We start from the raw sequence: 22,448 nt of genomic DNA on the forward strand, positions 1-22,448 counted from the left end.
CTGATAATGCGATGATGGACAATCGCAATCCCTTCTTGAAACCGGCGCTTGCCGGTTTCTTTTTTGGGGACCAATTAGACCCTGACAGTCTGCTCGACGAAATCCTCGGTTCCGAAGAACTTCAGATAGCGCTGCACTTCCTTGGGGTCTCCTGTCGCCTTGCGCGGGTTGTCCGAAAGCTTGACCGCGGGCCGACCATTGGCTTCGCTCACCTTGCAGACGATCGATATCGGGTTGAGGCCGCTGATTTCGGTCGGCGCGCAGCCGGCGAAATCGTTGGTAAGGTTGGTTCCCCAGCCGAAACTCATGCGCACGCGGCCCTCGAAATGGCGATAGGTCTTGATGATCGTGTCGACGTCGAGCCCGTCGGAAAAGATCAGCAGCTTTTCTCGCGGGTCGCGACCCATCTTCTTCCACCAGGCGATGATCTTCTCGCCGCCTTCGATCGGCGGGGCGCTGTCCGGTCGAAAGCCGGTCCAGTCCGCCACCCAATCCGGTGCGTCGCGCAGGAAGGCTGCAGTCCCGAAGGAGTCGGGCAGGACGATCAGCAAATTGCCGCCATAGAGCTGGTTCCAGTCCTGCAGAACCTTGTAGGGCGCCGCGGCAAGCTCCTTGTCGTTGCGTGCGAGCGCCGCCGCCACCATCGGCAGTTCGTGCGCATTGGTGCCGAGCGCCTCGAGATCGGTGTCCATGGCAAGCAGCACGTTGCTGGAGCCGGAAAACGAGCCGCCGATCCCTTCCTTCAATGCCTCGACGCACCACCGCTGCCAAAGAAAGCTGTGCCGGCGGCGCGTGCCGAAATCGGAAATCCGCAGGTCGGGATATTGTCGCAGCTGCTCGACCTTCGACCACATCTTGGCCTTGGCGCGCGCATAGAGCACGTCAAGCGTGAAGGGCCCCAGGCCTTTCATCGCGGCGCGCGAGCGCAGCTCGTTGATGATCGCCAGCGCCGGGATCTCCCACATCGTCGTTTCGACCCAGCGGCCGCGAAAGATCAGTTCGAACTGGCCGTCGCGGCGCGACAACTCGTATTCGGGTAGCTGGAACTTGGCGAGCCAGGCGAGGAATTCCGGCGAGAAGATCTGCTTGCGGCCGTAAAACGTGTTACCGGCGAGCCAGATCATCTCCTTCTTGCTGAAACGCAGTGTCCGCGCGTGGTCGAGCTGGTCGCGCAGTTCCTGTTCGTCGATTTCCTCGGCGAGGCGCACGGTCTTGGTGCGGTTGATCAGTGAAAAGGTTGCTTCGACATCCGGATGGAGCTTCCAGATCATCTGCAGCATCAGGAGCTTGTAGAAATCCGTATCCAAAAGACTGCGAATGATCGGATCGAGCTTCCAGGTATGGTTATAGACCCGCCGTGCGATATCGGTCTTTGGCATCTGCGACTACGCTCCTTCTGGATCATCCTGGCACTCGGCCGAGCCTGATCGATTTCGTTCTTTCGAGCGGTCCCGCTCCAGTGTGCGGCTAGACCAGCGTAACGCCCGCATCGCGCATGCGCTGCGTCATCGCCGCGAGAGATCCGTTCAGATCGATGCCACGGCAGGCGCCGAGCACAACGGAGGTGGAAAAGCCCTGGGCGACCGCATCGAGCGCCGAGAAGGCGACGCAGAAATCGGTCGCAAGACCGCAGAGCTTGACCTTGGAGATGCCACGCTCACGCAGGTAGCCGGCCAGGCCGGTGGGGGTCCGGTGGTCGTTCTCGAAAAAGGCGGAATAGCTGTCAATCTCAGTACGGAAGCCCTTGCGCACCACCAGTTCCGCCGTCGTCCATTCAAGACCGGGATGAAAATCGGCGCCCGGGCTGCCCTGAACACAGTGATCGGGCCAGAGCGTCTGCTCGCCATAAGGCATGGTGATCGTGGCAAAGGGCACCTCGCCGGGATGGGTCGATGCGAAGCTGGAATGGCCGGCCGGGTGCCAGTCCTGCGTGAGGATGACATGGGGCGACAGCTGGATGAGGCGATTGACGACGGGCACGACTTCATCGCCGCCGGCAACGGCAAGGGCGCCGCCGGGGCAGAAATCGTTCTGTACATCGATGACGATCAAGGCTTCCTCAGCCATGGGCCCACCTCGCGATCCGGCCGGACCGTGCCGGCCATCAACAAAATCGATTTAGCCCGAAGATCAATCACAGAATTTGCTTGGCAGCAAGCAGGTTCGCTGGCCGCCGAGCTCCATTAGTTCTGCAGATTGTCCAGGTTGTCCGCGATGTTGACGCCCGTATTCGCAATACCGATCGGCCGCGCCACGAAGTCGAGGAATTTCGAAATGTCGACGGAAGGATGACGCGATGCATAGATCACGTCGCGATTCTTGATCGGGAAGGTCTGGCCGACGATCAGGCTATCCGGATTGGTCATGTTGAAGCGATAGACGATCGGATAGCGCCCGACGCTGTCGGGCTTCATGCCCTTGCTCAGCATCGTGTTGAACCGCTCCCGCCCGAGCAGGCTCATGACGATATCCGGCTCTTCGTAACGGAAGACGAAATAGCCCTTGGCATCGACCGTCCGGTCCGAGCCGCCGCCCGCGAGCGCCACGGCTTCGAGCAGGTTCAGGTCATTGGCGCCGAACTCGACGCGCTGGTTCGCCCTGACCTGGCCAAGAATCGTGAACGTGCGCGGATCGCGGGTCACGAAGACCTGGTCGCCCGGCTTGACGTGAATATTTTCCGACGGGTTTTCGATGATCGATTTCAGCAGGACCGTGCCGGTCTTCTTGCCGCGCACGAGCGTGACGTAGGTCTCGTAAGGCTGCGCCGACGGACCGCCGGCCTTGGCGATGACTTCGTTGATCGACTCGCTGACGAGGTTCAACGGCACGACCGACGGACGGCCGACGGCACCGGAGACCGTGACGATGCGCGATGCCGTGGACGTGCTCGTCACGATGACATCGGGCTCCACGGCCTTCTGCTTCAGCGCTTCGAGAATTGCCTGGCGCGCCTGTTCCAGCGTCAGGCCGGCAAAGCGGACCGAACCGACGTAGGGAATGGCCGCCTTACCATCGGGCTGGACGACCAGATCGATGTTGGTCTGTTTTGATTCCGTTGTGGAAAACAGACCGTCGCTGCCGGCCTCGAAGATCGAAATTTTCAGCTGGTCGCCAACGCCGATGACGACCTGACCGACGCCGCCGCCAATGCCGAAGCGCCGGCTGAGCGTCGTTGAAACATAGTCCGAAACCAACCGTGCCGATTGGCCATCGACGTCGACGATATCAAAGACGGTCGCATTCTTTCTGCCGATCTGCGCACCGGACTGGCCAGCGTCCGCGACGATATCGGTTGTGAGAGGGCCTTCTCCCGGCACGGCCTGACATCCCGCAAGCGCGGTGCAAAGCAGAAGGGCAGTCACTCTTTTCACTACGATACTCCGTCTTCGGCACAGCGATGACTCTGCTTACAGATCTGCGCCGTATGTTTCCCCGGCAGGGAATCCGCCGGTCACTGCAAAGCACAATCGCCGTTCCACAACAAGCCACCTCACCGCCGGGCAACCAAAATATTCGGAACTGCGCCTTTCCGGTCATACCTCCTCGACATTGTTTACGATCCGTCGCCGTAATTGTCTGGATGGGGTCTTGCGACCTGTGTATCTAAGCCTTTGGGGTTGAAAGCTAGGTACTTTGAGTTAAAAGCTCACTAATACAGCGGGGACGGCTGGACGAATAAAATCGGGGAAAATAACAAATCGGTAATCTCACCAATTGCAATTTACGTTTGGCACGGCGATTGGCTAGGACAATTTTAACGGCAGTTTAGAGCGTTCGATCATACATGACTGTTGAAATCATAGGGCGTGCATGCCTTGCCCCCGGAGCGAAATCGCCTGAGGCGCTGTTTAGGATTCTTCGCCAGGGCAAATGCACCGTATCCAGCGTTCCCTCTGACCGCTGGGATTTGGCGCGCTTCTGGCATCCCGTCATGGGTGTGCAAGGAAAGACCTATTCTTTTGCGGCCGGCGTGCTCGATCAAGTCTACGATTTCGATCCGGCTGTCTTCGGCATGTCCCAGCGGGAAGCCATGTATATGGATCCGCAGCAGCGCGTGCTGCTGCAACTCGCCTGGCGCGCGCTTGAGGATGCCAATATTTCCATTGCGTCCCTCCATGGCGAGAATGTCGGCGTCTATGTCGGCGCGTCGAGCCTCGACCACGCAAACCTGACCGTCGAAGATCCGGCCGCCGCCGGTCCCTATTTCATGACCGGTAACACGCTGTCGATCGTCTCAAACCGCATTTCCCACATCTTCGGGTTGAGCGGGCCGAGCATGACGGTGGATACCGCCTGTTCCTCTTCGCTCGTGGCTCTCGATCAGGCGATGCGGGCGCTCAACGCCGGCGAGATCGACACCGCGATCGTCGGCGGCGTCAATATTCTTGCCCATCCCCTTCCCTTCGTCGGCTTCGCCCAAGCGCGGATGCTGTCGCCGGAAGGCCTCTGCCGGGCCTATGACAACGACGGCGCCGGATATGTACGCGCCGAAGGCGGCGTCGTCTTCATCCTGCGCCGCTCGGACCGGGCGCGCCGCGAACGCGACCGCAGCTATGCCAGGATCGTGGCGACCGGTGTCAACTCGGCCGGTCGGACCAACGGCATTTCACTGCCCTCACGCGAAGCACAGGCCAACTTGCTGAGAGCCATTTACGAAGGCAACGGCATCGACGCGAACCAGGTCGCTTTCGTCGAGGGCCATGGTACCGGCACGAAAGTGGGCGATCCGGCGGAAGTATGGTCCATCGGCACCGTCATTGGCGCCAAACGCAGGGCGCCGGTGCCGATCGGCTCCATCAAGTCCAATATCGGTCACACCGAGCCGGCCTCCGGTCTGTTCGGCATGATGAAGGCCGTTCTGGCGCTTGAACATAACTACCTGCCGGCGTCGCTGCACTTCGATACGCCGAACGAACACATCGATTTCGATGGACTGAACGTTCGCGTTACCGCCAACCCGATCGAATTGCTGAAGGGCAAGCGTGCACGGCTTGCCGGCATCAACTCCTTCGGCTTCGGCGGCGCCAACGCGCATGTGGTCATCAGCGACCCGGAGACGGCACCGGAAGAGAAAGCCGCGCCTTCGTCGGCTGGTCACGTGTTCATGGCCAGCGCCCACACGGCGTCGAGTCTTGAGAACCTGCTGAAGGAGTACAAGGCGCGCTTTGCGAGTGCCTCAAAGGAAGAGACGCGCGCGATGATCGCCGCCTCCGGCGCCAACCGCACCCATATGCGCCATCGCTTCGCGGCGCGCAGCGATCACCCCGAAGATATCGTGCGGGCGATCGCCAGCCATCTGGACAAGCCCGGTTCCGACATCGGCGAAGTGGGCGAAGCGCCGGTGAAGGATGCAAAAGTCGCGTTCGTCTTCTCGGGCAACGGTTCTCAATGGGCCGGCATGGGCGTCGAAGCCTTCCGCGAGAACCTGCACTTCCGCCAGTCCTTCACGTCCGTCAGCGCGCTCTTCAAGTTCCATTCCGACATCCTCCTGACCGATCTTCTGATGGATCCGGAACTCGACAAGAAGCTCTCGGATACGAAGATCGCGCAGCCGCTGCTTTTTGCTGTCCAGGCTGCTCTCTCCGACTCCCTGATCGCGATGGGCATCAAGCCTGCTGCGGTCTTCGGCCACTCGGTCGGCGAGATTGCCGCTGCCTATGCGGCCGGCGCCCTGTCGCTCGTCGATGCCGTGTCGATCGTGGCCAAGCGCTCGCTGCATCAGGACCTGCTAGCGGGCCAGGGAACGATGGCCGCGGTGATGCTCGGCGAGGCAGCCGCCCGGGCATTCGCGGAGGCGCGCGGTCTCAACGAACTCTGCGTCGCAGCCGTCAACGCGCATAATTCGGTCACCATGTCCGGTCCGGCCAACGAAATTTCCGCTTTCCGCGACGCTGCCCGCAAGGCCAAGATCCCGGTCCAGATTCTCGACATCAACTACCCGTTCCACCATCCGGTCATCGACCAGGCAAAGCAGGCCTTCCTTTCCGATATTCCGGATATTGCCCCAAGGCGGACAGAGCTGACTTTTCTCTCGACCGTGACCGGGGCCGCACTCGAGGGAACTGAGCTCGATCCGGACTATTGGTGGAAAAACGTCCGGGAACCAGTCCGCTTCCAGGCGGCTGCGGAGGCCGCACTCGAACTCGGCTGCCGGCTCTTCATCGAAATTTCCCCGCGCCCGATCCTGGCATCCTATGTCAAGGAAACGATCAAGCAGGCGGCCTTCCCGGCGGCGGTCGTTCCGACATTGCTCCGCGACGTCGGCGAGAGCGGTCACGATCCGATTTCGGCATCGATGGCGCGCGCCGTCGCGCACGGCGCGGCGGTCGACCGGCCCCGCGTCTACGGCAAGCGCAACGCTTTCGTCGAATTGCCGGCACTGCCCTTCGAACCGGTAGAATTGCGGCCTGCGGCCACGACCGATTCCACCGACCTCTTCGGCCGCTCCGGCCGGCCTTATCGCCTGACGGGCTGGCGCAGCGATCCGAACAGCGGAAGCTGGAAAAACCACATCGATGCGCATCTCTTCCCGGACCTTGCCGAGCATGTCGTCGACGGCAAGCCGATTCTGCCGGGCAGCGGCTTCATCGAAGTGGCGGTTTCCGCCGCGCAGCAATATTACGGTAGCGACGAGGTGGAGATCACCAATCTGGAAATCGTTCGCCCGCTGGAGCTCAACGACAGCCGCATCATGGAGCTCTCGACCATCCTGTCGCCCGAGACCGGTGACATCGAGATCCGCTCGCGCGAGCGCCTCTCGGAGGACGATTGGACGGTGCACGCCGTCGCGCGGAGCCGCAAGCCCGTGCCCGGAAAGAACAACGCCTCCCCGTCATTCGCCAAATTGGCGAAAACGGCGAGCGTCGATCCGTCGAAAGCCTACGAGACGGCGAAGCAATTCGGTCTCGACTACGGTCCGAGCTTCCAGCTGCTTTCAAGGGCGGTCGCATACGGCGACCGGATCATCGACGTCGAGCTGAAGGCGCCGAATGGGGCGGGGCACCCGCTCGTCAGCTATTCCCTTCATCCGATCTCCGTCGACGCCACATTCCACGGGCTCGTTGCGCTCTTCGACCGCTTTACGGGCGACAAGGGCGGCGCACCTTATATTCCGGTACGCTTCGGTTCCGTGCATGTCGTCAACGCTGGACGGCCAATCGCCCGTGCCACGATCGAGATCGAGCGCGTCAGCGCCAATTCGATCAAGGCAAGGTTCCATTTCTTCGACAAGTCGGGCGAAGCGATTGCGCATTTCGACGATTGTCGTTTCCGCCGCACTTATTTGCGAAAGCACAAGACGCTGGATGGGCTTTCCTTCCATTACGAGACCGTGCTGTCCGAGACGACGCTTCCCGGTGCCAATCCGGCCGTAGCCATGCCGTCCTTGCTGGCGACGCCCGCCGATGGCGACGACAGCGTGGACAACGCGACCTTGCTGTTCAACGCGGCGATCTACCGTGCCTGCCAGGAAATCGGGCTGAAGCTTGCAAGGGGAGCCGCCACGATCCGCGGCGATGCCCTGCCCGGCGACTTCGCCTTCCAGTGTTTCCTGACAAGCTGCCTCTACGTATTGGAGGACGCCGGGCTCAGCGAACATCAAAACGGGGTCTGGACTGTTGCGCGGGAGTTCAGCCTTCCGACCGTGGCCGAAATCCTCGGCGAACTCTATGGCGAGCGCCCCGATCGCGCGGTCGAAGCCGTACTCATCAACAATGCCTACGCCGAGGCCTTGAGCCGGCTCGACGCACTTCTCGCTGCTGGACCAGAAGGCGACCACACGCACGCCTCGAGCGCGGGCTTCATCAGCGACGCAACGCTCGACCACCAGGCCGTGCATTCCGTTGCGAGCCGGCAGCGCATGGAACGGGTATTCGGCGCGACGGAACGGGCACTGGCTGCGCAAACCGCCGGTATCCCCTTGCGCATTGTCGAATTCGGAAGCGTTTCGACGGGTTTCACGCGTCGGCTCGCCGACCTGGCGGCGCGTCATGGCGCGAGCCTGATCGTCGCCGAACCGCGTGACAACTTGCAACGCAACCTTGAGCTTGCATTCGAGAACGATGCGCATGTGCGTGTTCTGAAGAAAAGCGAATTCGCGACAATCGTCCCCTTCGATCTCGCCGTCAGCGCCTCGGACAATCTCTACCAGCTGATCGAGGATGAAACCGCGCTGCGCAGTGCATTGCGCTCGATGCTGCGTGAAGGCGGCGCGCTTGCCGCGGCCGTCAGCGCACCCTCGATCTTCGGCGACTTCGCTCTTGGCCTTTCCGACGGCTGGTTTGCCCGCAGCCAGACGGCCGAGTTCCCGATCGGCAACCTTGCAGCTGTACCGCATTGGCAGAAATGCCTTGCGGATCTCGGGCTGCGCGACATCGACATCGCGGACCATGAGTGCGCACACGGCAACATCATTCTGATCGAGGCCCGCGGCGCGGCCGCGACGACAGCATCCGGCGAAGCGGTGCAGGCGAACAAGACCGTTGCCGCCTCCTACCTGGTCATCCAGGTAGACGGTGCGTCGCCCGACGCGGCGTCGATGCCCAGCGATGCCGTGCCAGTTTCGCTCGTGGGCGACATGGCTGCGGACGTTGGCACGTTGCAGACCGCACTTGGCGCGTTGGGCGAGAATCCTGTTCGTGCAGTGCTTGTTTCGCCGGCGACACGTCACGCAAGCGACACCGATTCCGCCTCGTTGCAGGCTCACGTGCTTGCGCTCAGCGCCTTCGCCGAAGCGCTAAGGCAGCGTGTCGGAGATGCTGACCTATCCGGCGACGACCGCCCTCGGTTGGTGATCGTCGCTCCGGGCGGCGCGCCGGTTGCTTCGCGGGCAGATGGCGTCGCGTCCAGTTCCGGTGTGAATTCCGGCCTCTGGGCCTTCGCTCGTGTTCTTCAGAACGAATACGAATTCCTCGACGTCCATTCGCTCGACCTGGACGGGCATGACGACGCACGCCAGGAGGATAGCATTGCTTCGGCGCTGTCGCTGTTGACGGTGTCCGGTTCAAATCGTGAGTGGCTGCTCAACAAGGCCACTGGATTGCTCTCGGAAATCCGCGCCGTTCCCGGCCCGGCTGTCAGAACGGAAGGCAAGACAAGCGCCTTCGCGGCGGCGACCATCCGCCAGCGCGTCAGCTCGCAGGTTGCGAGCATCGCCTGGGAGGAAGCGGATGTGCCGCAGGCCGGACTGGGCGAGATCGTCGTCGCGGTCGCTGCTACCGGCCTGAACTTCCGCGACGTGATGTGGGCGATGGGCCTTCTTCCCGAGGAAGCGCTCGAGGATGGCTTTGCCGGCGCGACGATCGGCATGGAGCTTTCCGGCCATGTGGTCGCGGTCGGCAAAGGGGTCGACGACCTTGCCGTCGGCGATGCTGTCATGGCGATCGCGTCTTCGGCATTCTCGACGCATGTGGTCGTTTCCCGCGCCGGCGTTGCAAAACTGCCGCAGACCATCAGCCCCGTAGCCGCTGCCACCGTCCCGGTCGCCTTCCTTACCGCCTATTACGCGATGGTCGAGCTCGGCCGCATCCAGGCTGGCGAGACCATCCTCATCCATGGCGCTGCCGGCGGCGTCGGCCTCGCCGCGCTCCAGGTCGCCAAGCTCAAGGGCGCCAAGGTCATAGCGACGGCTGGAACGCGCGAAAAACGGCGCTTCCTGGCAATGCTCGGTGCCGATCACGTCTTCGATTCGCGGTCGCTCGGCTTCGTCAACGACGTGCGCGCCGTCACCGGCGGAGAGGGTGTCGATCTGGTACTGAACTCGCTGTTCGCCGAGGCGATGGAACAAAGCCTCGCGCTGGTGAAGCCTTTTGGCCGGTTCCTGGAACTCGGCAAGCGCGACTACTACGCGGACAGCAAGATCGGATTGCGGCCGTTCCGGCGCAATGTCAGCTATTTCGGCATCGACGCGGACCAGCTTCTGGTCAATGCGCCTGCGCTCACCAAGCGCATCTTCATGGAAATCGGTGTGCTTTTCGAGGAAGGCAAGCTGACGCCGCTGCCCTACCGCGCCTTCGATTTCGATGAAATCGGTAATGCCTTCCGCCTCATGCAGAATGCCGGCCACATCGGCAAGATCGTCGTCCTGCCGCCGGTCGCCGGCAAACACGAGATCGCCGCGAAGCCGCATAAGGGCGTCAAAGTGGATCCGGACGGTGTGCATCTCGTCGTCGGCGGCATCGGCGGCTTCGGGCTGGCGGCCGCCAACTGGCTGGTCGAGAAGGGTGCGCGCAGGATCGCGCTGTGCTCTCGCCGCGGCCAGGCGGATGCCGAAACGAGCGCGATGCTCGCACGCTGGAACAAGGCGGGCGTGTCCGCCTCGCTCCACGCCTGCGACATCACCGATGCGACCGCGGTCGACGGCCTCCTCGCGACGCTTCGCGCCGAGGCGCCGCTGCGTTCCATCGTCCATGCGGCGATGGTGCTGGACGACGCCCTGATCAGCAATCTCAACCGCGAGCGCAACCGGCCGGTGATTGACACGAAGGCCAAGGGCGCAGCGGTCCTCGACCAACTGACGCGTGGCGATGAGCTCGACAATTTCATCCTGTTTTCGTCGGCCACGACGCTCGTCGGCAATCCCGGACAGGCCAACTATGTCGCGGCCAACGGCTATCTCGAAGGCCTTGCCCGCGCCCGACGCGCGGAGGGTCTCGCAGGTCTCGCCGTCGGCTTTGGTGCGATAGCCGACGCCGGTTACCTCGTGCAGAACACCGATGTGAACGATCTTCTGGCCAAGCGCATCGGCAAGACCGCCTTGAAGGCCCAGGTGGCGCTGGACATGGTCGAAAGCCACATTGCCTCCGATCCCGGCACCGTCGATGTGGCGGTCGTGATGATCTCGGAGATCGACTGGACGGCGGCACGCAACCTGCCGGTTGCCCGTAACGCGCTCTTCGAAGTGATCCTGCGCAGCGCGGATCAGCACTCGTCCGGTGCCGAGGGAACGCAGATGGACCTCGTCGCGATGATCGAGGGGAAATCGCCGCAGGAAGCGGAAGACATCCTGTTCGATCTGGTGGCGGGCGAGATCGCCGCGATCCTTCGGGTGTCGAAGGATACGGTGACCCGCGGCAAGATCCTGAAGGAAATCGGCCTGGACAGCCTGATGGCAGTGGAACTCGGCATGAGCTTCCAGCAGAACACCGGCTTCGACATGCCCTTGAGCGGCGTCGCCGACAATACGACCGTGGGCGACGTTGCGCGCAAACTCTACGAGAAGGTGAGCAAGCGGGACCAGGGCGAAGATGGCGAGGCGGCCGATGACCGGCTGGTAACCGAACTTGCACAGCGCCACGCCGGGGCGGACAGGGAAAAAGCACTGAGCCAATGAGCAACGACGGAAACGGCCAGACCTTCTCCAAGATGAACAGTAGCCTCAAGGAGAACCTGCTGGACAGGATGAGGAACACGCACCAATCGTCCGAGCGCAACCGGATGGCGCGCTCGGAACGGGAGTTGCCGCCGCCTCCCCGTCGCCGCCAGGCGCGTTTCGAGGACCTTCCGGAATATAAACAGGTGCTCACGCAAAAATTTGCGAGCGAGCAGCTGGGTATTGCCAACCCCTTCTATCGGGCACACCAGACGGCAGCCGGCGCGACGACCGTGATCGACGGCCGTACGATGATCAACTTCGCCTCCTACGATTACCTCGGGCTGAACCGCCACGCCCACGTACTCGACAGGGCACGCGACACGATCGGGAACTTCGGGATTTCCGCCTCCGCGAGCAGGCTCGTGGCCGGCGAGCGGCCCGTGCATGTCGAGCTCGAGGAAAAGATCGCGCGCTTCTACGGCGTCGAAGCGGCGGTTTGCTTCGTCAGCGGTTATCTCACCAACGTTGCCGCCATCAGCTGCCTGATGGGCCCCAAGGATCTCGTCATCCATGACGAGTTCATCCACAACAGCGCGCTCGCCGGCATCAAGCTTTCCGGCGCCACGCGCCGCCTCTTCAAGCACAACGACACGGCCGACCTCGAGCATGTGCTGCGCACGGTCGCCGGAGAATACCGTCACATCATGGTCATTGTCGAAGGCATCTATTCGATGGACGGCGATGTCGCGAACCTTCCCGCGCTGCTGAAGCTCAAGGCCGAATATGGCTTCTGGCTGATGGTCGACGAGGCTCATTCGCTCGGCGTTCTCGGGCTGCACGGCAAGGGTCTCGCCGAACATTTCGGCGTCGATCCCCACGAGGTCGATATCTGGATGGGAACGCTGTCGAAAACGACGTCGAGCTGCGGCGGCTATATTGCCGGGAGCGAGGCGTTGGCGGCGGTGCTCAAGGCATCGGCCGGTGGCTTCGTCTACAGCGTCGGCCTGGCACCGGTGCTCGGCGCTTCGGCGGTCGCCAGCCTCGATATCCTCGAACGCGAGCCGGAACGCACGGCGGCGCTCAGGCGCAACGGCGGTCTGTTCCTCAAGCTCGCCAAGGAGGCCGGCCTTGATACGGGTTTGAGCGGCGGCTTCTCGGTCGTTCCCGTCATCGTCGGCGATTCGTTGCGCGCCGTGCAGCTTTCCAACGATCTGCTCGCGGCGGGAGTGAATGTGCTGCCGATCATCCATCCTGCCGTGCCGGAAGGCTTGGCGCGGCTGCGCTTCTTCATTACCAGCGACCACACCGAGGAGCAGATCCGCCGTACCGTCGCGCTGACCGCCGAGCGCCTCAAGGATTTGACCGAACGGAATTTCGGGCTTGGCGGCGTCGATATCGAACAGATGTTGAAGGCGCTGTCGGCGCGCTAGATCATTTCGATGTTTCATTGAAACAACGAAGCCCCATTGAGCCGCAGGCGGAACCTCAGCATGACCCATGTGATCATCACCGGTGGCTCGAGTGGCATTGGCCTGGCACTTGCTTCGATCTACGCCGCGCGCGGGGCCCGGCTCTCGCTGATCGCCCGCTCGCGAGAGCTTCTGGAGCAAGCGGCCCAAAAGCTCGTCACGGAATACGGCGCCGGGAGCGGCGACATTCGCATAGAGACGGCCGACGTTGCTGAAGAGCAAGAGATCCAATCGGCGATATCCCGCTGTATCGAAACCTTCGGCCCGTGTGACATTCTCGTGACCTCGGCCGGCATCGTCGAACCGGCGCCTTTCGAGGAGCAGCAAAGCACGACCTTTCGCCGCCAGATCGAAACGAACCTCTCCGGCACGGTGCATGCCGTACGCGCCGTCTATCCGGAAATGAAGCGCCGGCGCGCCGGCCACATCATGATGGTCTCCTCGGGCGCCGGCTTGATCGGCATTTACGGCTATACCGCCTATTGCGCATCGAAATTCGCGTTGCACGGATTTGCGCAGGCGCTCAGGAGCGAGGCGCGCCGCTACAATGTCGGAGTGTCGGTGAGCTTTCCTCCGGATACCAAGACACCGCAGTTCGAGCGCGAACTTGGCCTGCGGCCGCCGGAAGCAAGCGTGGTGATGGGAGCGGTGCGGCCCTGGACCGCCGAAGCGGTCGCAAGCAAGATCGCGAAGGGCATCGACCGGCGCCGGTCCGAAGTCTATTTCGGCCTCACGCTTTTCCTGCTCGGTCGCTTCGGGCCGGCGGTCAGACCGCTCCTCGACTGGTGGTTCGACAGGGCTATTGCCCGTAACAGTGGACGGTGACCGCCACGGGGCACAGCCGCGCTTGTGCCGGCCTACATTAGCATTTAAGTGTCGAACGACGGCCTGCTGCCGAGGCGGTGTCGGCGGTGAAATGGCTCAAAGGTATCGGCTTGGCGCTTCTTCCCTTCCAGCTGCATGACTACCCGGCGGCGCTGACCCTGTTTTGCTATCTCCTGTCCTGTGCCGTGATTTTCTTCACGGATCGTTTCGCCCTGCCGGCGCGCGAGCGCCGGAGGAACAGGCCTCCCTACGGACGCAATCAGGACATCATCGACGCTATCGCGCGCCTTCCGGTCATAGCGCTCGTCTTTGCCGGTTTTTTCGCGATTTCCTGGCGGCCCCTCTATGCCGCCGCCGGCGTCATGAGCTTCTTCATCATCTTCACCGGCATTTCCCGCGCGAAGTTCAAGTTCATCCGCGAGCCGCTGGTATTCTCGGATATTGCCCTCGTCGCGGACGTCTTCAAATACAAGACGATCTTCTACGCGACTAAGCTCAATATCCTGTTTTGGATCGTCGCCTTTTGTTACGTGTTCGGCGTCTCCGCACTCTACATGTATTTCGAGCCGAACATCTTGCCCGCAAGAGGCAAGTTGTTCTGGATTCTCTTGATGGTCGTCGTTGCCAGCGCGCCCTGGGGCCTTTTGTTCTACGGGCCGGTGAACCGGCCGACAGCGGCCCTCGTGCAAGGGCTCGTCAAGGCCGTCAAAGTCAAGATGAATACGGTGCGCTTCGGGACGTTTGCCTCCGTCGTCTTCCATTTCATCATATGGCTGGGCGTGAAACGCGAAAAAATCGTCGCCGAACTCTCCGAACGGCTTCGCGCCGCAGTGCTCGATCTTATCGGGCACGAAGAAGCCCCGCTGATCGTCGTCTGGCAATCGGAATCCTTCATCGACATGCGCCATTTCGGCGTCAAGACAATCAAGCTGCCGACAATCGACCGGTTGCGCAAGCAGGCGATACAGTGGGGCCGCCTCAGCAACGTATTCGAGGGCGGCTATACCTTGCGCACCGAATTCGCCGTACTGAGCGGGCTTGTGCCGGACGATATTCATGTCGATGCGAGCTATCCCTATCTGCGCGCCTCCCACTATGCCGACGTCGTCTGGCCGGGGAAATTGAAGCGCGCCGGCTGGCATACACACTTCATCCACCCCTATGACCGCACCTTCTTTCTCCGGCACAAGGCGATGCCGCAGCTTGGCTTCGAAAAGCTCACCATGCTGGACGCCTTCGACCACAAGCCCGAGCGCGACGGGCTCTATGTCTCCGACGCGACGCTGACGGAACGAGTGATCGCGGAAGCGGAGAAGCTGCCGGAAGATGAAAGCGGCTTCTTCTTCGTCGCGTCCATGGCCAATCACGGCCCGTGGGAGCCCGGTCGCGTGGGCACACTCACAAATCCAGTCGATATCTATTTGGCAATCTTGCAGCAGTCGGATGCCGCCCTGAAGCAGTTGGTCAACAGTCTCAACAAGCTCGAGCGCCCCGTCTGGCTCGTCTTCTACGGCGACCACGCACCTCTCCTGAAATCCTTCGCCGACCCGTTCCCGGATCCCCGCACGGATTATTTTATCGTGCCGCTCGCCAAGGCCCGCCCCGCCCAATCGGGTGCGAAAGCACCGAAGGACGAGCACCCGTGGAACCTGATACGGTCGCTGCTCAGACATGCGAACCTGCAAAAGGATGCGCTGCAATAGCGGCGGCGACTGACAATGACAGGGGACACGACGATCAATCGCTCGACACTACGGACATTCCTGTTTCTGCAGGGGCCCTCGTCGTCGATCTTCGCCAAGATCGCAAACCGGCTCGAGGCATTGGGCCACACATGCCTTCGCATCAATCTCAATGTCGGCGACCAGATCTTCTGGCGACGCCGAGGCGCTTTCAACTATCGCGGCTCCATGTCGGGGTGGCCGGCCTTTGTTGAGGCCTTTATCCGTCGTCACGCCGTGAGCGACCTGGTTCTGCTCGGCGAAGAGCGCCCCTATCACCAAGCCGCGATCGCCGCTGCCCGCCGGACAGGTGCCGCCGTCTTCATCGTGGAGATGGGCTATTTGCGCCCGGACTGGCTGACGCTGGAGCGTGGCGGCATGTCGTCCAACTCGCATTTTCCGGCTGAACCGGACCAGATCCTCAGCGCGGCAGCCGGCCTGCCGGAACCGGACTGGCGGCGGCGTTACGAGCAGTCCTTCCTCGCCGAAGCAAGCTGCGATCTGCTCTACAATCTTCCGAACGTCTTCCTTTGGTTTCTTTTTCCGGGCTATCGCCGGCACGGGATCTTTCATCCCTTGGCGGAATATGGCGGGTGGCTCTTGCGCCTCGCCACGCAGAGGCGGCAACAACGCGCAGCCGATGCCCTCATCCGCTCGCTGGCCTCGGCGGGAAGCGATTATTTCGTCTATCCACTGCAGCTGGAGACCGACTACCAACTGCGCGCGCACTCGCCGTTCAACAGCCAGAAGGAAGCGATCCGCGCGATCCTCGCCTCCTTTGCGTACCACGCCCCCGCGGGCAGCAAGCTTGCGATCAAGACCCACCCTCTCGACAATGGCCTCATCCGCTGGCGCAAGATCGTTGCTGAAGCGGCGGGCAAGACCGGAATCGCAGACCGGGTCGCCTTTCTCGACGGCGGCAATCTGGACGCTTTGGTGCAGGGGAGCGCAGGCGTCGTCACGGTCAACTCGACGGCCGGCCTGCATGCATTGAAACAGGGTAAGCCTGTAAAGGTGCTCGGCAGTGCCGTATTCGATATTGCGGGGCTTACCGACCAGCAGCCGTTGGATACATTCTGGCAGGCGCCTCAGAGGCCGGATGCCGCCTTGAGTGCCGCCTTGTTCAGATTGATGGCCGCGGCGATCCAGGTCCGTGGCAATTTCTATTCAAGCGCGGGCACGAGCGCCGGTGCAAACGCTATCGCTGAGCGTTTGCACCAGGGTACGGTCAACGAGCCTGGGGCTTTCGTAGACCCTCCGCCCCGGCGAAAGCCGGCGAAAAGTGCGCCGTCCGCCGCCTTTGGCATTCGTTAGATCGCGATCGAAGATCCATCAGGCCACGCCGGCGCGCAAGAGATCGTGGATGTGCAGGATGCCGGCCGGGAGCCCGGCTTCGTCGACCAGAAAAAGGACGGTCACCTTGTGCTCCTGCATGAACTCCATGGCGGCGCTGGCAAGCACGTCGCCTTTGATGACCCTCGGATTGCGCGACATCACGTCCTCGACCCGCTGAGCCAGCAGATCGCCCGCCATATGGCGGCGCAGGTCGCCGTCGGTAATTACGCCGATCAGCGAGCCTCCTTCGTCGACAATACCGACGACGCCAAATCCCTTCGACGACATCTCGATGACGGCTTCGCTCATCGGGCGGCCGACGACGAGCAGCGGCACCTGTTCCGCCACATGCGCCAGTTCATGCACCAGGCGCAGCTGTGCGCCGAGCTTACCGCCGGGGTGGAATGTCTTGAAGTCTTCAGCCGAGAAACCGCGACGCTCCAGAAGCGCGATCGCCAAAGCATCTCCGACCGCAAGCTGCAGCATCGCCGAGGTCGTAGGGGCGAGCCCGTGCGGGCAGGCTTCCGGCACCTTCGGCAGCACCAGGGCAACATCGGAGTTGCGAGCAAGGATGCTGTCGCGATTGGCGCAGATCGAGACAACCGACACCTTGAAGCGCTTGGCATAGGTGAGCATGTTGCCAAGCTCGGCCGTCTCTCCCGACCAGGAAAGCAGAATCAGTACGTCCTGCGACGTGACCATACCAAGGTCGCCATGGCTCGCCTCGGTCGGGTGGACGAAATAGGCGGACGTGCCGGTGGATGCCATGGTCGCTGCGATCTTGCGGCCGATGTGCCCACTCTTGCCGACGCCCGACACGACGACCCGGCCCTCGCTGTCGCCGATCAATTCGACCGCGTCCACAAGGCTGCGCGCAAAGACTTCATCCGTCGTCAGGTGATCGGCAAGAGCCTTGATCCCATTGGTTGCAGTCGTCAGCGTCCTGCCGATCGAATCCAGTATCGCGGAACGGGATTGCCCATCCGCCTTTACTTCTCTCAAGCCCATCGTTGACCCTGGTCCCCCGCGACGAATTTGTCCGTAAGCCCGCTATTTCATCGAGAATTGGAGCATATAGAAGGCAGATAAGCGCTTTTTCTTGGCAAACCAAGTCTATTTGCGACTGTTTGCACTGAAACTGATTGTGTTTGGCCGTCAGCCCGCGCGTTTTTCTTCGATAACCTCGAGCGGCAGTTCACCATCGCCCGCAAATTCCGCGAGCGTCATCGAATCGAGGATGGCGGCGATCGCGTCACGAACCGTCGTCATCGATATCCGTACACGACAGGTCTCGGGGTCGCTGCAATCTTCGCAGACCTCATAGGCCGTGCGGCTGGCGCAACGGATCGGTGCCAGGGGACCGTCAAGTGTCCGGATGACGTGGCCGATGCGAATCTCCGATGCCGGACGGGAAAGCGAATAGCCGCCACCCGGTCCTTTCTTGGAACGGAGCATGCCGGCGTTGCGCAATTCGAGCAGAATCGTGTCGAGGAATTTCTTCGGTATGTTGTTGCGCTGAGCGATTTCATTGATGAACGCCGTCTCGCCAGGTTCGAGGCGCGCCAGATCGACGAGGGCCTTGAGGCCGTATTTTCCCTTCTTCGTCAGCATTCCCAGAAATTCTCCTCCCGGTTCCCTGAAACGCCGGGACCGTTGGCAACAACACACTCCTGTTTTGGCATAGCACAAGAAGCGCGTCGCCAATACACAATTTTGGTCGACAATTCGGGAGGATGAACTTCAAGTTTGATTGGATTTATTGCCTCATTGCGGCGGAGGCTGCAGCGCCGCGTGTCTCATCGGACGCGCAAGGGACGCTGTAGCACTTTGAGTTGCTGAATGTTTTCATCCTTAAATCGAGTACGATTTAAGGAACATGCAGTCGATCACGCCGCCGCAATGCCAACCTGATGGTTTCTGGCACCCTGGCCGGCGAGCAGGCGGCCGATCGCCGCTCGCGCTTCATCGGCCGAGCGGAAACGCTGCGCGTCCAAGTCCCAGACATGATACTTCACGGCCAAGAACTTCAGCCGGTCCTCGTCAGGGACAACAACGCCGACGGCTTCGCCGCCATATTCGATAACTTGCTTGCTCATGTAATAACGCTCCTCCACGCCTCGCGGCGCGGGTCATTCGATTCTCGGCAAAGATGAAATTTGGGAAGTTCAGACGGTCACATTCGGCGAAGTGCGCGAAGGTAACGTTTCACTGTTGCACGACAATAGGAACGCGAGCCGCAGAAAGCGGCGGTCGAGACGATTCCGGACATGTCACTCTCCTTTGGCTGGGGCCCGGCGCATCGCGCCGAGTCGGTTCATGAACAATGTGAGGCGGACTCCGCCCGCGTCACGGTTTCAAACTAGAATAATCTACCAAATTAGTCAATTTCAAAAACCGAGAGGAGAAAAATAATTCTCTACGCTCCCGCTTTGAATCATCATGGCGACAATTCTATTTCAGTCGTCCCCGCTGAGGACTCTGACGCTATCTAGGTAGCGACGAATCGATCTGCAAGGGACGATTGGTATAAAGACAGCACTTTCGGACGAAAAAGGGGCAGCCGCGGCCGCCCCTTTTGCTTTTGTCATTTGTGATCGGATCAGGCCGTCGGCGTTCCCGGCTGTTGCGCCGCGGAGCGGCCCGCCTCGCGATCTTTCCACCAGCGGCTCAGGAACAGCAGTATCGGACCACCGATGTAGATCGAGGAGGTCGTGGCGACGAAAACGCCGAAGATCATCGGCCAAGCGAAGCTGCGCACCGTTTCGCCACCCCAGATCGCCATCGGCACCAGCGAAAGGGCCGTTGCCATCGACGTGAAGATGCATCGTGCAATCACCTGGTTGATGCTCATGTCGATGAGATCGGAGAAGGGCATCGACTTGTACTTGCGCAGGTTTTCACGCATGCGGTCGTAGACAACCACCTTGTCGTTCACCGAATAGCCGATCATCGTCAGCAGCGCGGCAATCGCCGTCAGGTTGAAATCCACGCCGGTCAGGGCAAAGAAGCCCACCGTCTTGGTGATGTCGAGCAAGAGCACCGCGATCGCGCCGACGGCAAAGTGCCATTCGAAGCGGAACCAGATGTAGAGCAGGATCGCCACCATCGCGAGGCCGACGGCGAGGAAGCCGGAGCGCTGCAGCTCGCCGCTGACGGTCGGGCCGACGACTTCGGTCCGCTCCAGGGCCGCCCCCGGAACGGCGGTCGTCACGGCATCCTTGATGCGGTTCAGCGCAGCGGTCTGCTCCTGTTCGCCGCCCGGCTGGCGCTGGACGCGGATCAGCACCGATTGACCGTTGCCGAAGTCCTGCAACGCCACCTCGCCGAGATTGAGCGCTTCGAGCCCGTGACGCAGCGTGGCCAGATCGATCTTGTCCTTCGAGACCGCTTCTACCTGGATACCACCGACGAAATCGATGCCGTAGTTCAGGCCCGGCGTGAAGAACAGGACGACCGAGCTGATCGACAGGAAGGCGGAGAAGCCGATCGCCTGGAAGCGGCGCTTCATGAAGGAGATGGTCGGCAGGTGCGGAACCCCGCCGAAGAGCGACGGGATCTCCAGCTTCTTCATCTTGCGACGGATGACGACCTCGCGCATCAGCAGACGTACCACGGTGACCGAAGTGAACATCGAGATGACGATGCCGAGCATCATGGTGACCGCAAAGCCGCGGACCGGACCGCTGCCGAGCCAGAACAGAAGCACCGTGCCGGAGAGCGTGGTGACGTTCGAGTCAAGGATCGTGGCATAGGCCTTGTTGAAGCCGACATCCAGCGCCTTCATCGCACCGGCGCCCCCTTCCGTCTCTTCCCGGATGCGCGCGTTGATAAGGATGTTGGCGTCGACGGCCATGCCGATGCCGAGGATGATGCCCGCGATGCCGGGCAAGGTGAGCGTCGAACCGATCAGGCCGAGAACACCGATCGTCATGATCGTGTGCAGCACCAGGCCGACATTGGCGATCATGCCCCAGGCGCCGTAGAGCACGACCATGAGCGTCACGACGAGACCGAAGCCGGCAAGGCCGGTGTAGAGGCCCATGCGGATCGAATCGCTACCGAGGTTCGGGCCGACCGATCGCTCTTCGATGATCGTCAGCGGCGCCGGCAGAGCGCCAGAGCGCAGCAGCGCCGAAAGAACCGTCGCCGACTCGGCGGTGAAGTTGCCGCTGATCTGACCGCGGCCGCCGAGAATCGGCTCGTTGATGACCGGGGCCGTCAGCACCTTGCCGTCGAGGACGATCGCAAAAGGCCGCCCGACGTTTTCGCGGGTGATCTCGGCGAACTGACGGGCGCCGAGCGAGTCGAAGCTGAAATCGACCACCGGCTGGTTGGTGCGCTGGTCGAAGCCGACCTTGGCATCGTCAAGGCGCTCCCCGGAGATGGCGACGCGGCTTTCGACCGGATATTTGTTGTTGTCATTGGCGCCGGGAAGGATGTCGACGCCGCGTGGCGGCGGCTGCGTGACATCCACGGCCTGGTCGAGCATGTGGAAGCTCATCTGCGCCGTGGAGCCGAGGAGTTCGCGCAGACGGGTCGGATCCTGCAGTCCGGGCAACTGCACGAGGATGCGGTTCGAACCGATGCGCTGGATCAGCGGTTCGGCAACGCCGACCTGGTCGACGCGGTTGCGGATGATCTCCAGGCTCTGCTCGACCGCCTTGGTCATGCGGTCGGCAAGCCCCGCCTCGGTGATCGCAAGCGTCACCACGTCGGCGTTTGTCGTCACCTCGACCTCAGGAGTCGCGCCACCGAAGCCGATCGTGCTGACGGGGGTCGCCAGTTCCTGCAGCTTCGGCAGCACCTTTTCCCGATCGGCCGCGTCCGCGATGCTGACCGTCACGGCGTTGCCGCTGATGCGCGCCGACGAGGCGGAAACGCGTTCGCCGCGAAGAACCCGGCGGGTATCATCAAGAAGCGTATTGAGCCGCGCCTTCTGCAGGCCGGCCCCGTCGACCTCGAGAACGAGGTGCGAGCCACCCCTCAAATCAAGGCCGAGAGTCACCGGCTTGAAGGGCAGGATCGATGTGAATTGCTCTCTCATGGCCTGCGGCAGAACGCTCGGCACCGCCGCGAGGCATCCGAATATTATGATCGCGACATAGGCGAGGACCGCCCATCTGGATGTACGCATGTGGAAATTCCATGAATGCCAGAACGCGCTCAACCAGCGGCGTCCGGGCCAGGTTTTCATCAAAACTCAAGCGAAGCTGGAGATTGCCGGCTCCGCCAGACACTGAAGGATACTTTATGCCTGCGGTGGAGCGCGAATGCGTTCGCCGAAAAGCGCCACTCCTGCCGTGACGTCCGCCCGCGCAGACGACGACGGTCGAGCGCTTTCGAGGGCAGGCAAGCTGGCGAGGGCAAGGGGAAGAACCGGCGGGAGATCGCCTCCGGCCGTCGATTTTCCATCCGCCCGCTCGCCGACGAAACGGAGATCGGGCAAGGTAACGGCCCTGGAGCCCTGCCGCACTGTCGGGCGGTCGGAAGAACCGGTGTCCGGCCCAGCGACGTTGCCGGTCGACGCGCCTGCGGCGCGGCTGGAAACACTCTGCCCGACGGCAATGACCTGCATGGCAAAGGAGGCACAGAACAACCACAGCACGGCGAAGAGCCGGCTGGCCTGCATGCTCTTGCTGCCACCACCCAACAGGTCCATCGAGGACACTATCCCTTTTTCTCGACCGGGACACCGGCGAGACGAAATTCAGCCCGACTGCTTCAGCCTAGCGAAAGAACATGGCCGGATTCGAGCGTGCGCGCCCTTAACACCATTCCGGGGCGGAA

13 protein-coding genes are annotated in these 22,448 nt (G+C 61.9%); 5 read left to right on the forward strand and 8 right to left on the reverse strand.

Going from position 1 to position 22,448, the window contains the following annotated elements:
- Window positions 1–74: 74 nt before the first annotated feature.
- From pncB to GHK62_RS09960, 3 genes are all read right to left on the reverse strand, one after another.
- Entirely contained in the window at window positions 75–1,379 is a 1,305-nt protein-coding gene (pncB, locus tag GHK62_RS09950; protein WP_153438550.1) for a nicotinate phosphoribosyltransferase, read from the reverse strand.
- An 88-nt stretch (window positions 1,380–1,467) separates the two neighbouring features.
- Window positions 1,468–2,067, reverse strand: a complete 600-nt coding sequence (gene pncA, locus GHK62_RS09955; protein ID WP_153438552.1) for a bifunctional nicotinamidase/pyrazinamidase — start codon at window positions 2,065–2,067, stop codon at window positions 1,468–1,470.
- A gap of 116 nt (window positions 2,068–2,183) precedes the next feature.
- Window positions 2,184–3,371 (reverse strand): polysaccharide biosynthesis/export family protein, encoded by a 1,188-nt coding sequence (locus GHK62_RS09960; protein WP_184108423.1) that lies wholly within the window; start codon window positions 3,369–3,371, stop codon window positions 2,184–2,186.
- A 413-nt stretch (window positions 3,372–3,784) separates the two neighbouring features.
- On the opposite strand from GHK62_RS09960, the gene GHK62_RS09965 reads away from it, so the two are divergent.
- The 5 genes from GHK62_RS09965 to GHK62_RS09985 all read left to right on the forward strand — a co-directional run bounded on the left by GHK62_RS09965 (window position 3,785) and on the right by GHK62_RS09985 (window position 16,640).
- On the forward strand, window positions 3,785–11,329 hold the full coding sequence (locus tag GHK62_RS09965; RefSeq protein ID WP_153438557.1) for a type I polyketide synthase: 7,545 nt from the start codon (window positions 3,785–3,787) through the stop codon (window positions 11,327–11,329).
- Window positions 11,326–12,741, forward strand: a complete 1,416-nt coding sequence (locus tag GHK62_RS09970) for an aminotransferase class I/II-fold pyridoxal phosphate-dependent enzyme (RefSeq protein WP_153438559.1) — start codon at window positions 11,326–11,328, stop codon at window positions 12,739–12,741. The genes GHK62_RS09965 and GHK62_RS09970 overlap by 4 nt, the downstream gene beginning before the upstream one ends.
- A 60-nt stretch (window positions 12,742–12,801) precedes the next feature.
- Complete coding sequence (locus GHK62_RS09975) at window positions 12,802–13,605, forward strand: SDR family oxidoreductase (protein ID WP_153438561.1); 804 nt, start codon at window positions 12,802–12,804, stop codon at window positions 13,603–13,605.
- A gap of 86 nt (window positions 13,606–13,691) precedes the next feature.
- On the forward strand, window positions 13,692–15,308 hold the full coding sequence (locus tag GHK62_RS09980; RefSeq protein ID WP_184108422.1) for an LTA synthase family protein: 1,617 nt from the start codon (window positions 13,692–13,694) through the stop codon (window positions 15,306–15,308).
- A gap of 15 nt (window positions 15,309–15,323) precedes the next feature.
- A complete protein-coding gene (locus GHK62_RS09985; protein WP_153438563.1) occupies window positions 15,324–16,640 on the forward strand; it encodes a capsule biosynthesis protein in 1,317 nt (438 codons plus the stop codon).
- 18 nt (window positions 16,641–16,658) lie between these two features.
- Here GHK62_RS09985 and GHK62_RS09990 read toward each other — a convergent pair whose 3' ends face one another.
- The 5 genes from GHK62_RS09990 to GHK62_RS10015 form a co-directional block, all read right to left on the reverse strand.
- Window positions 16,659–17,669, reverse strand: a complete 1,011-nt coding sequence (locus tag GHK62_RS09990) for a KpsF/GutQ family sugar-phosphate isomerase (protein WP_153438565.1) — start codon at window positions 17,667–17,669, stop codon at window positions 16,659–16,661.
- 147 nt (window positions 17,670–17,816) lie between these two features.
- Window positions 17,817–18,272, reverse strand: a complete 456-nt coding sequence (locus GHK62_RS09995) for an RrF2 family transcriptional regulator (RefSeq protein WP_153438566.1) — start codon at window positions 18,270–18,272, stop codon at window positions 17,817–17,819.
- Window positions 18,273–18,547: 275 nt separating this feature from the next.
- Window positions 18,548–18,757, reverse strand: a complete 210-nt coding sequence (locus GHK62_RS10000; RefSeq protein ID WP_153438568.1) for a hypothetical protein — start codon at window positions 18,755–18,757, stop codon at window positions 18,548–18,550.
- A gap of 503 nt (window positions 18,758–19,260) precedes the next feature.
- Window positions 19,261–21,795, reverse strand: coding sequence for a protein translocase subunit SecD (gene secD / locus GHK62_RS10010; RefSeq protein ID WP_153438569.1), 2,535 nt, complete (start codon window positions 21,793–21,795; stop codon window positions 19,261–19,263).
- Between the two features lie 114 nt (window positions 21,796–21,909).
- On the reverse strand, window positions 21,910–22,320 hold the full coding sequence (locus GHK62_RS10015) for a hypothetical protein (protein ID WP_234886839.1): 411 nt from the start codon (window positions 22,318–22,320) through the stop codon (window positions 21,910–21,912).
- Between the last annotated feature and the right edge of the window lie 128 nt (window positions 22,321–22,448).

Origin of the sequence: Sinorhizobium terangae, from assembly GCF_009601505.1 — a bacterium.
Lineage (GTDB): Bacteria > Pseudomonadota > Alphaproteobacteria > Rhizobiales > Rhizobiaceae > Sinorhizobium > Sinorhizobium terangae.

Excerpts from the sequence above, each read along its gene's own strand:
- pncB (WP_153438550.1), bottom strand. The coding sequence starts at position 1,379 with ATGCCAAAGACCGATATCGCACGGCGGGTCTATAACCATACCTGGAAG.
- pncA (WP_153438552.1), bottom strand. The coding sequence starts at position 2,067 with ATGGCTGAGGAAGCCTTGATCGTCATCGATGTACAGAACGATTTCTGC.
- GHK62_RS09965 (WP_153438557.1), top strand. The coding sequence starts at position 3,785 with ATGACTGTTGAAATCATAGGGCGTGCATGCCTTGCCCCCGGAGCGAAA.
- GHK62_RS09970 (WP_153438559.1), top strand. The coding sequence starts at position 11,326 with ATGAGCAACGACGGAAACGGCCAGACCTTCTCCAAGATGAACAGTAGC.
- GHK62_RS09975 (WP_153438561.1), top strand. The coding sequence starts at position 12,802 with ATGACCCATGTGATCATCACCGGTGGCTCGAGTGGCATTGGCCTGGCA.
- GHK62_RS09985 (WP_153438563.1), top strand. The coding sequence starts at position 15,324 with ATGACAGGGGACACGACGATCAATCGCTCGACACTACGGACATTCCTG.
- GHK62_RS09990 (WP_153438565.1), bottom strand. The coding sequence starts at position 17,669 with ATGGGCTTGAGAGAAGTAAAGGCGGATGGGCAATCCCGTTCCGCGATA.
- GHK62_RS09995 (WP_153438566.1), bottom strand. The coding sequence starts at position 18,272 with ATGCTGACGAAGAAGGGAAAATACGGCCTCAAGGCCCTCGTCGATCTG.
- GHK62_RS10000 (WP_153438568.1), bottom strand. The coding sequence starts at position 18,757 with ATGAGCAAGCAAGTTATCGAATATGGCGGCGAAGCCGTCGGCGTTGTT.
- secD (WP_153438569.1), bottom strand. The coding sequence starts at position 21,795 with ATGCGTACATCCAGATGGGCGGTCCTCGCCTATGTCGCGATCATAATA.
- GHK62_RS10015 (WP_234886839.1), bottom strand. The coding sequence starts at position 22,320 with ATGGACCTGTTGGGTGGTGGCAGCAAGAGCATGCAGGCCAGCCGGCTC.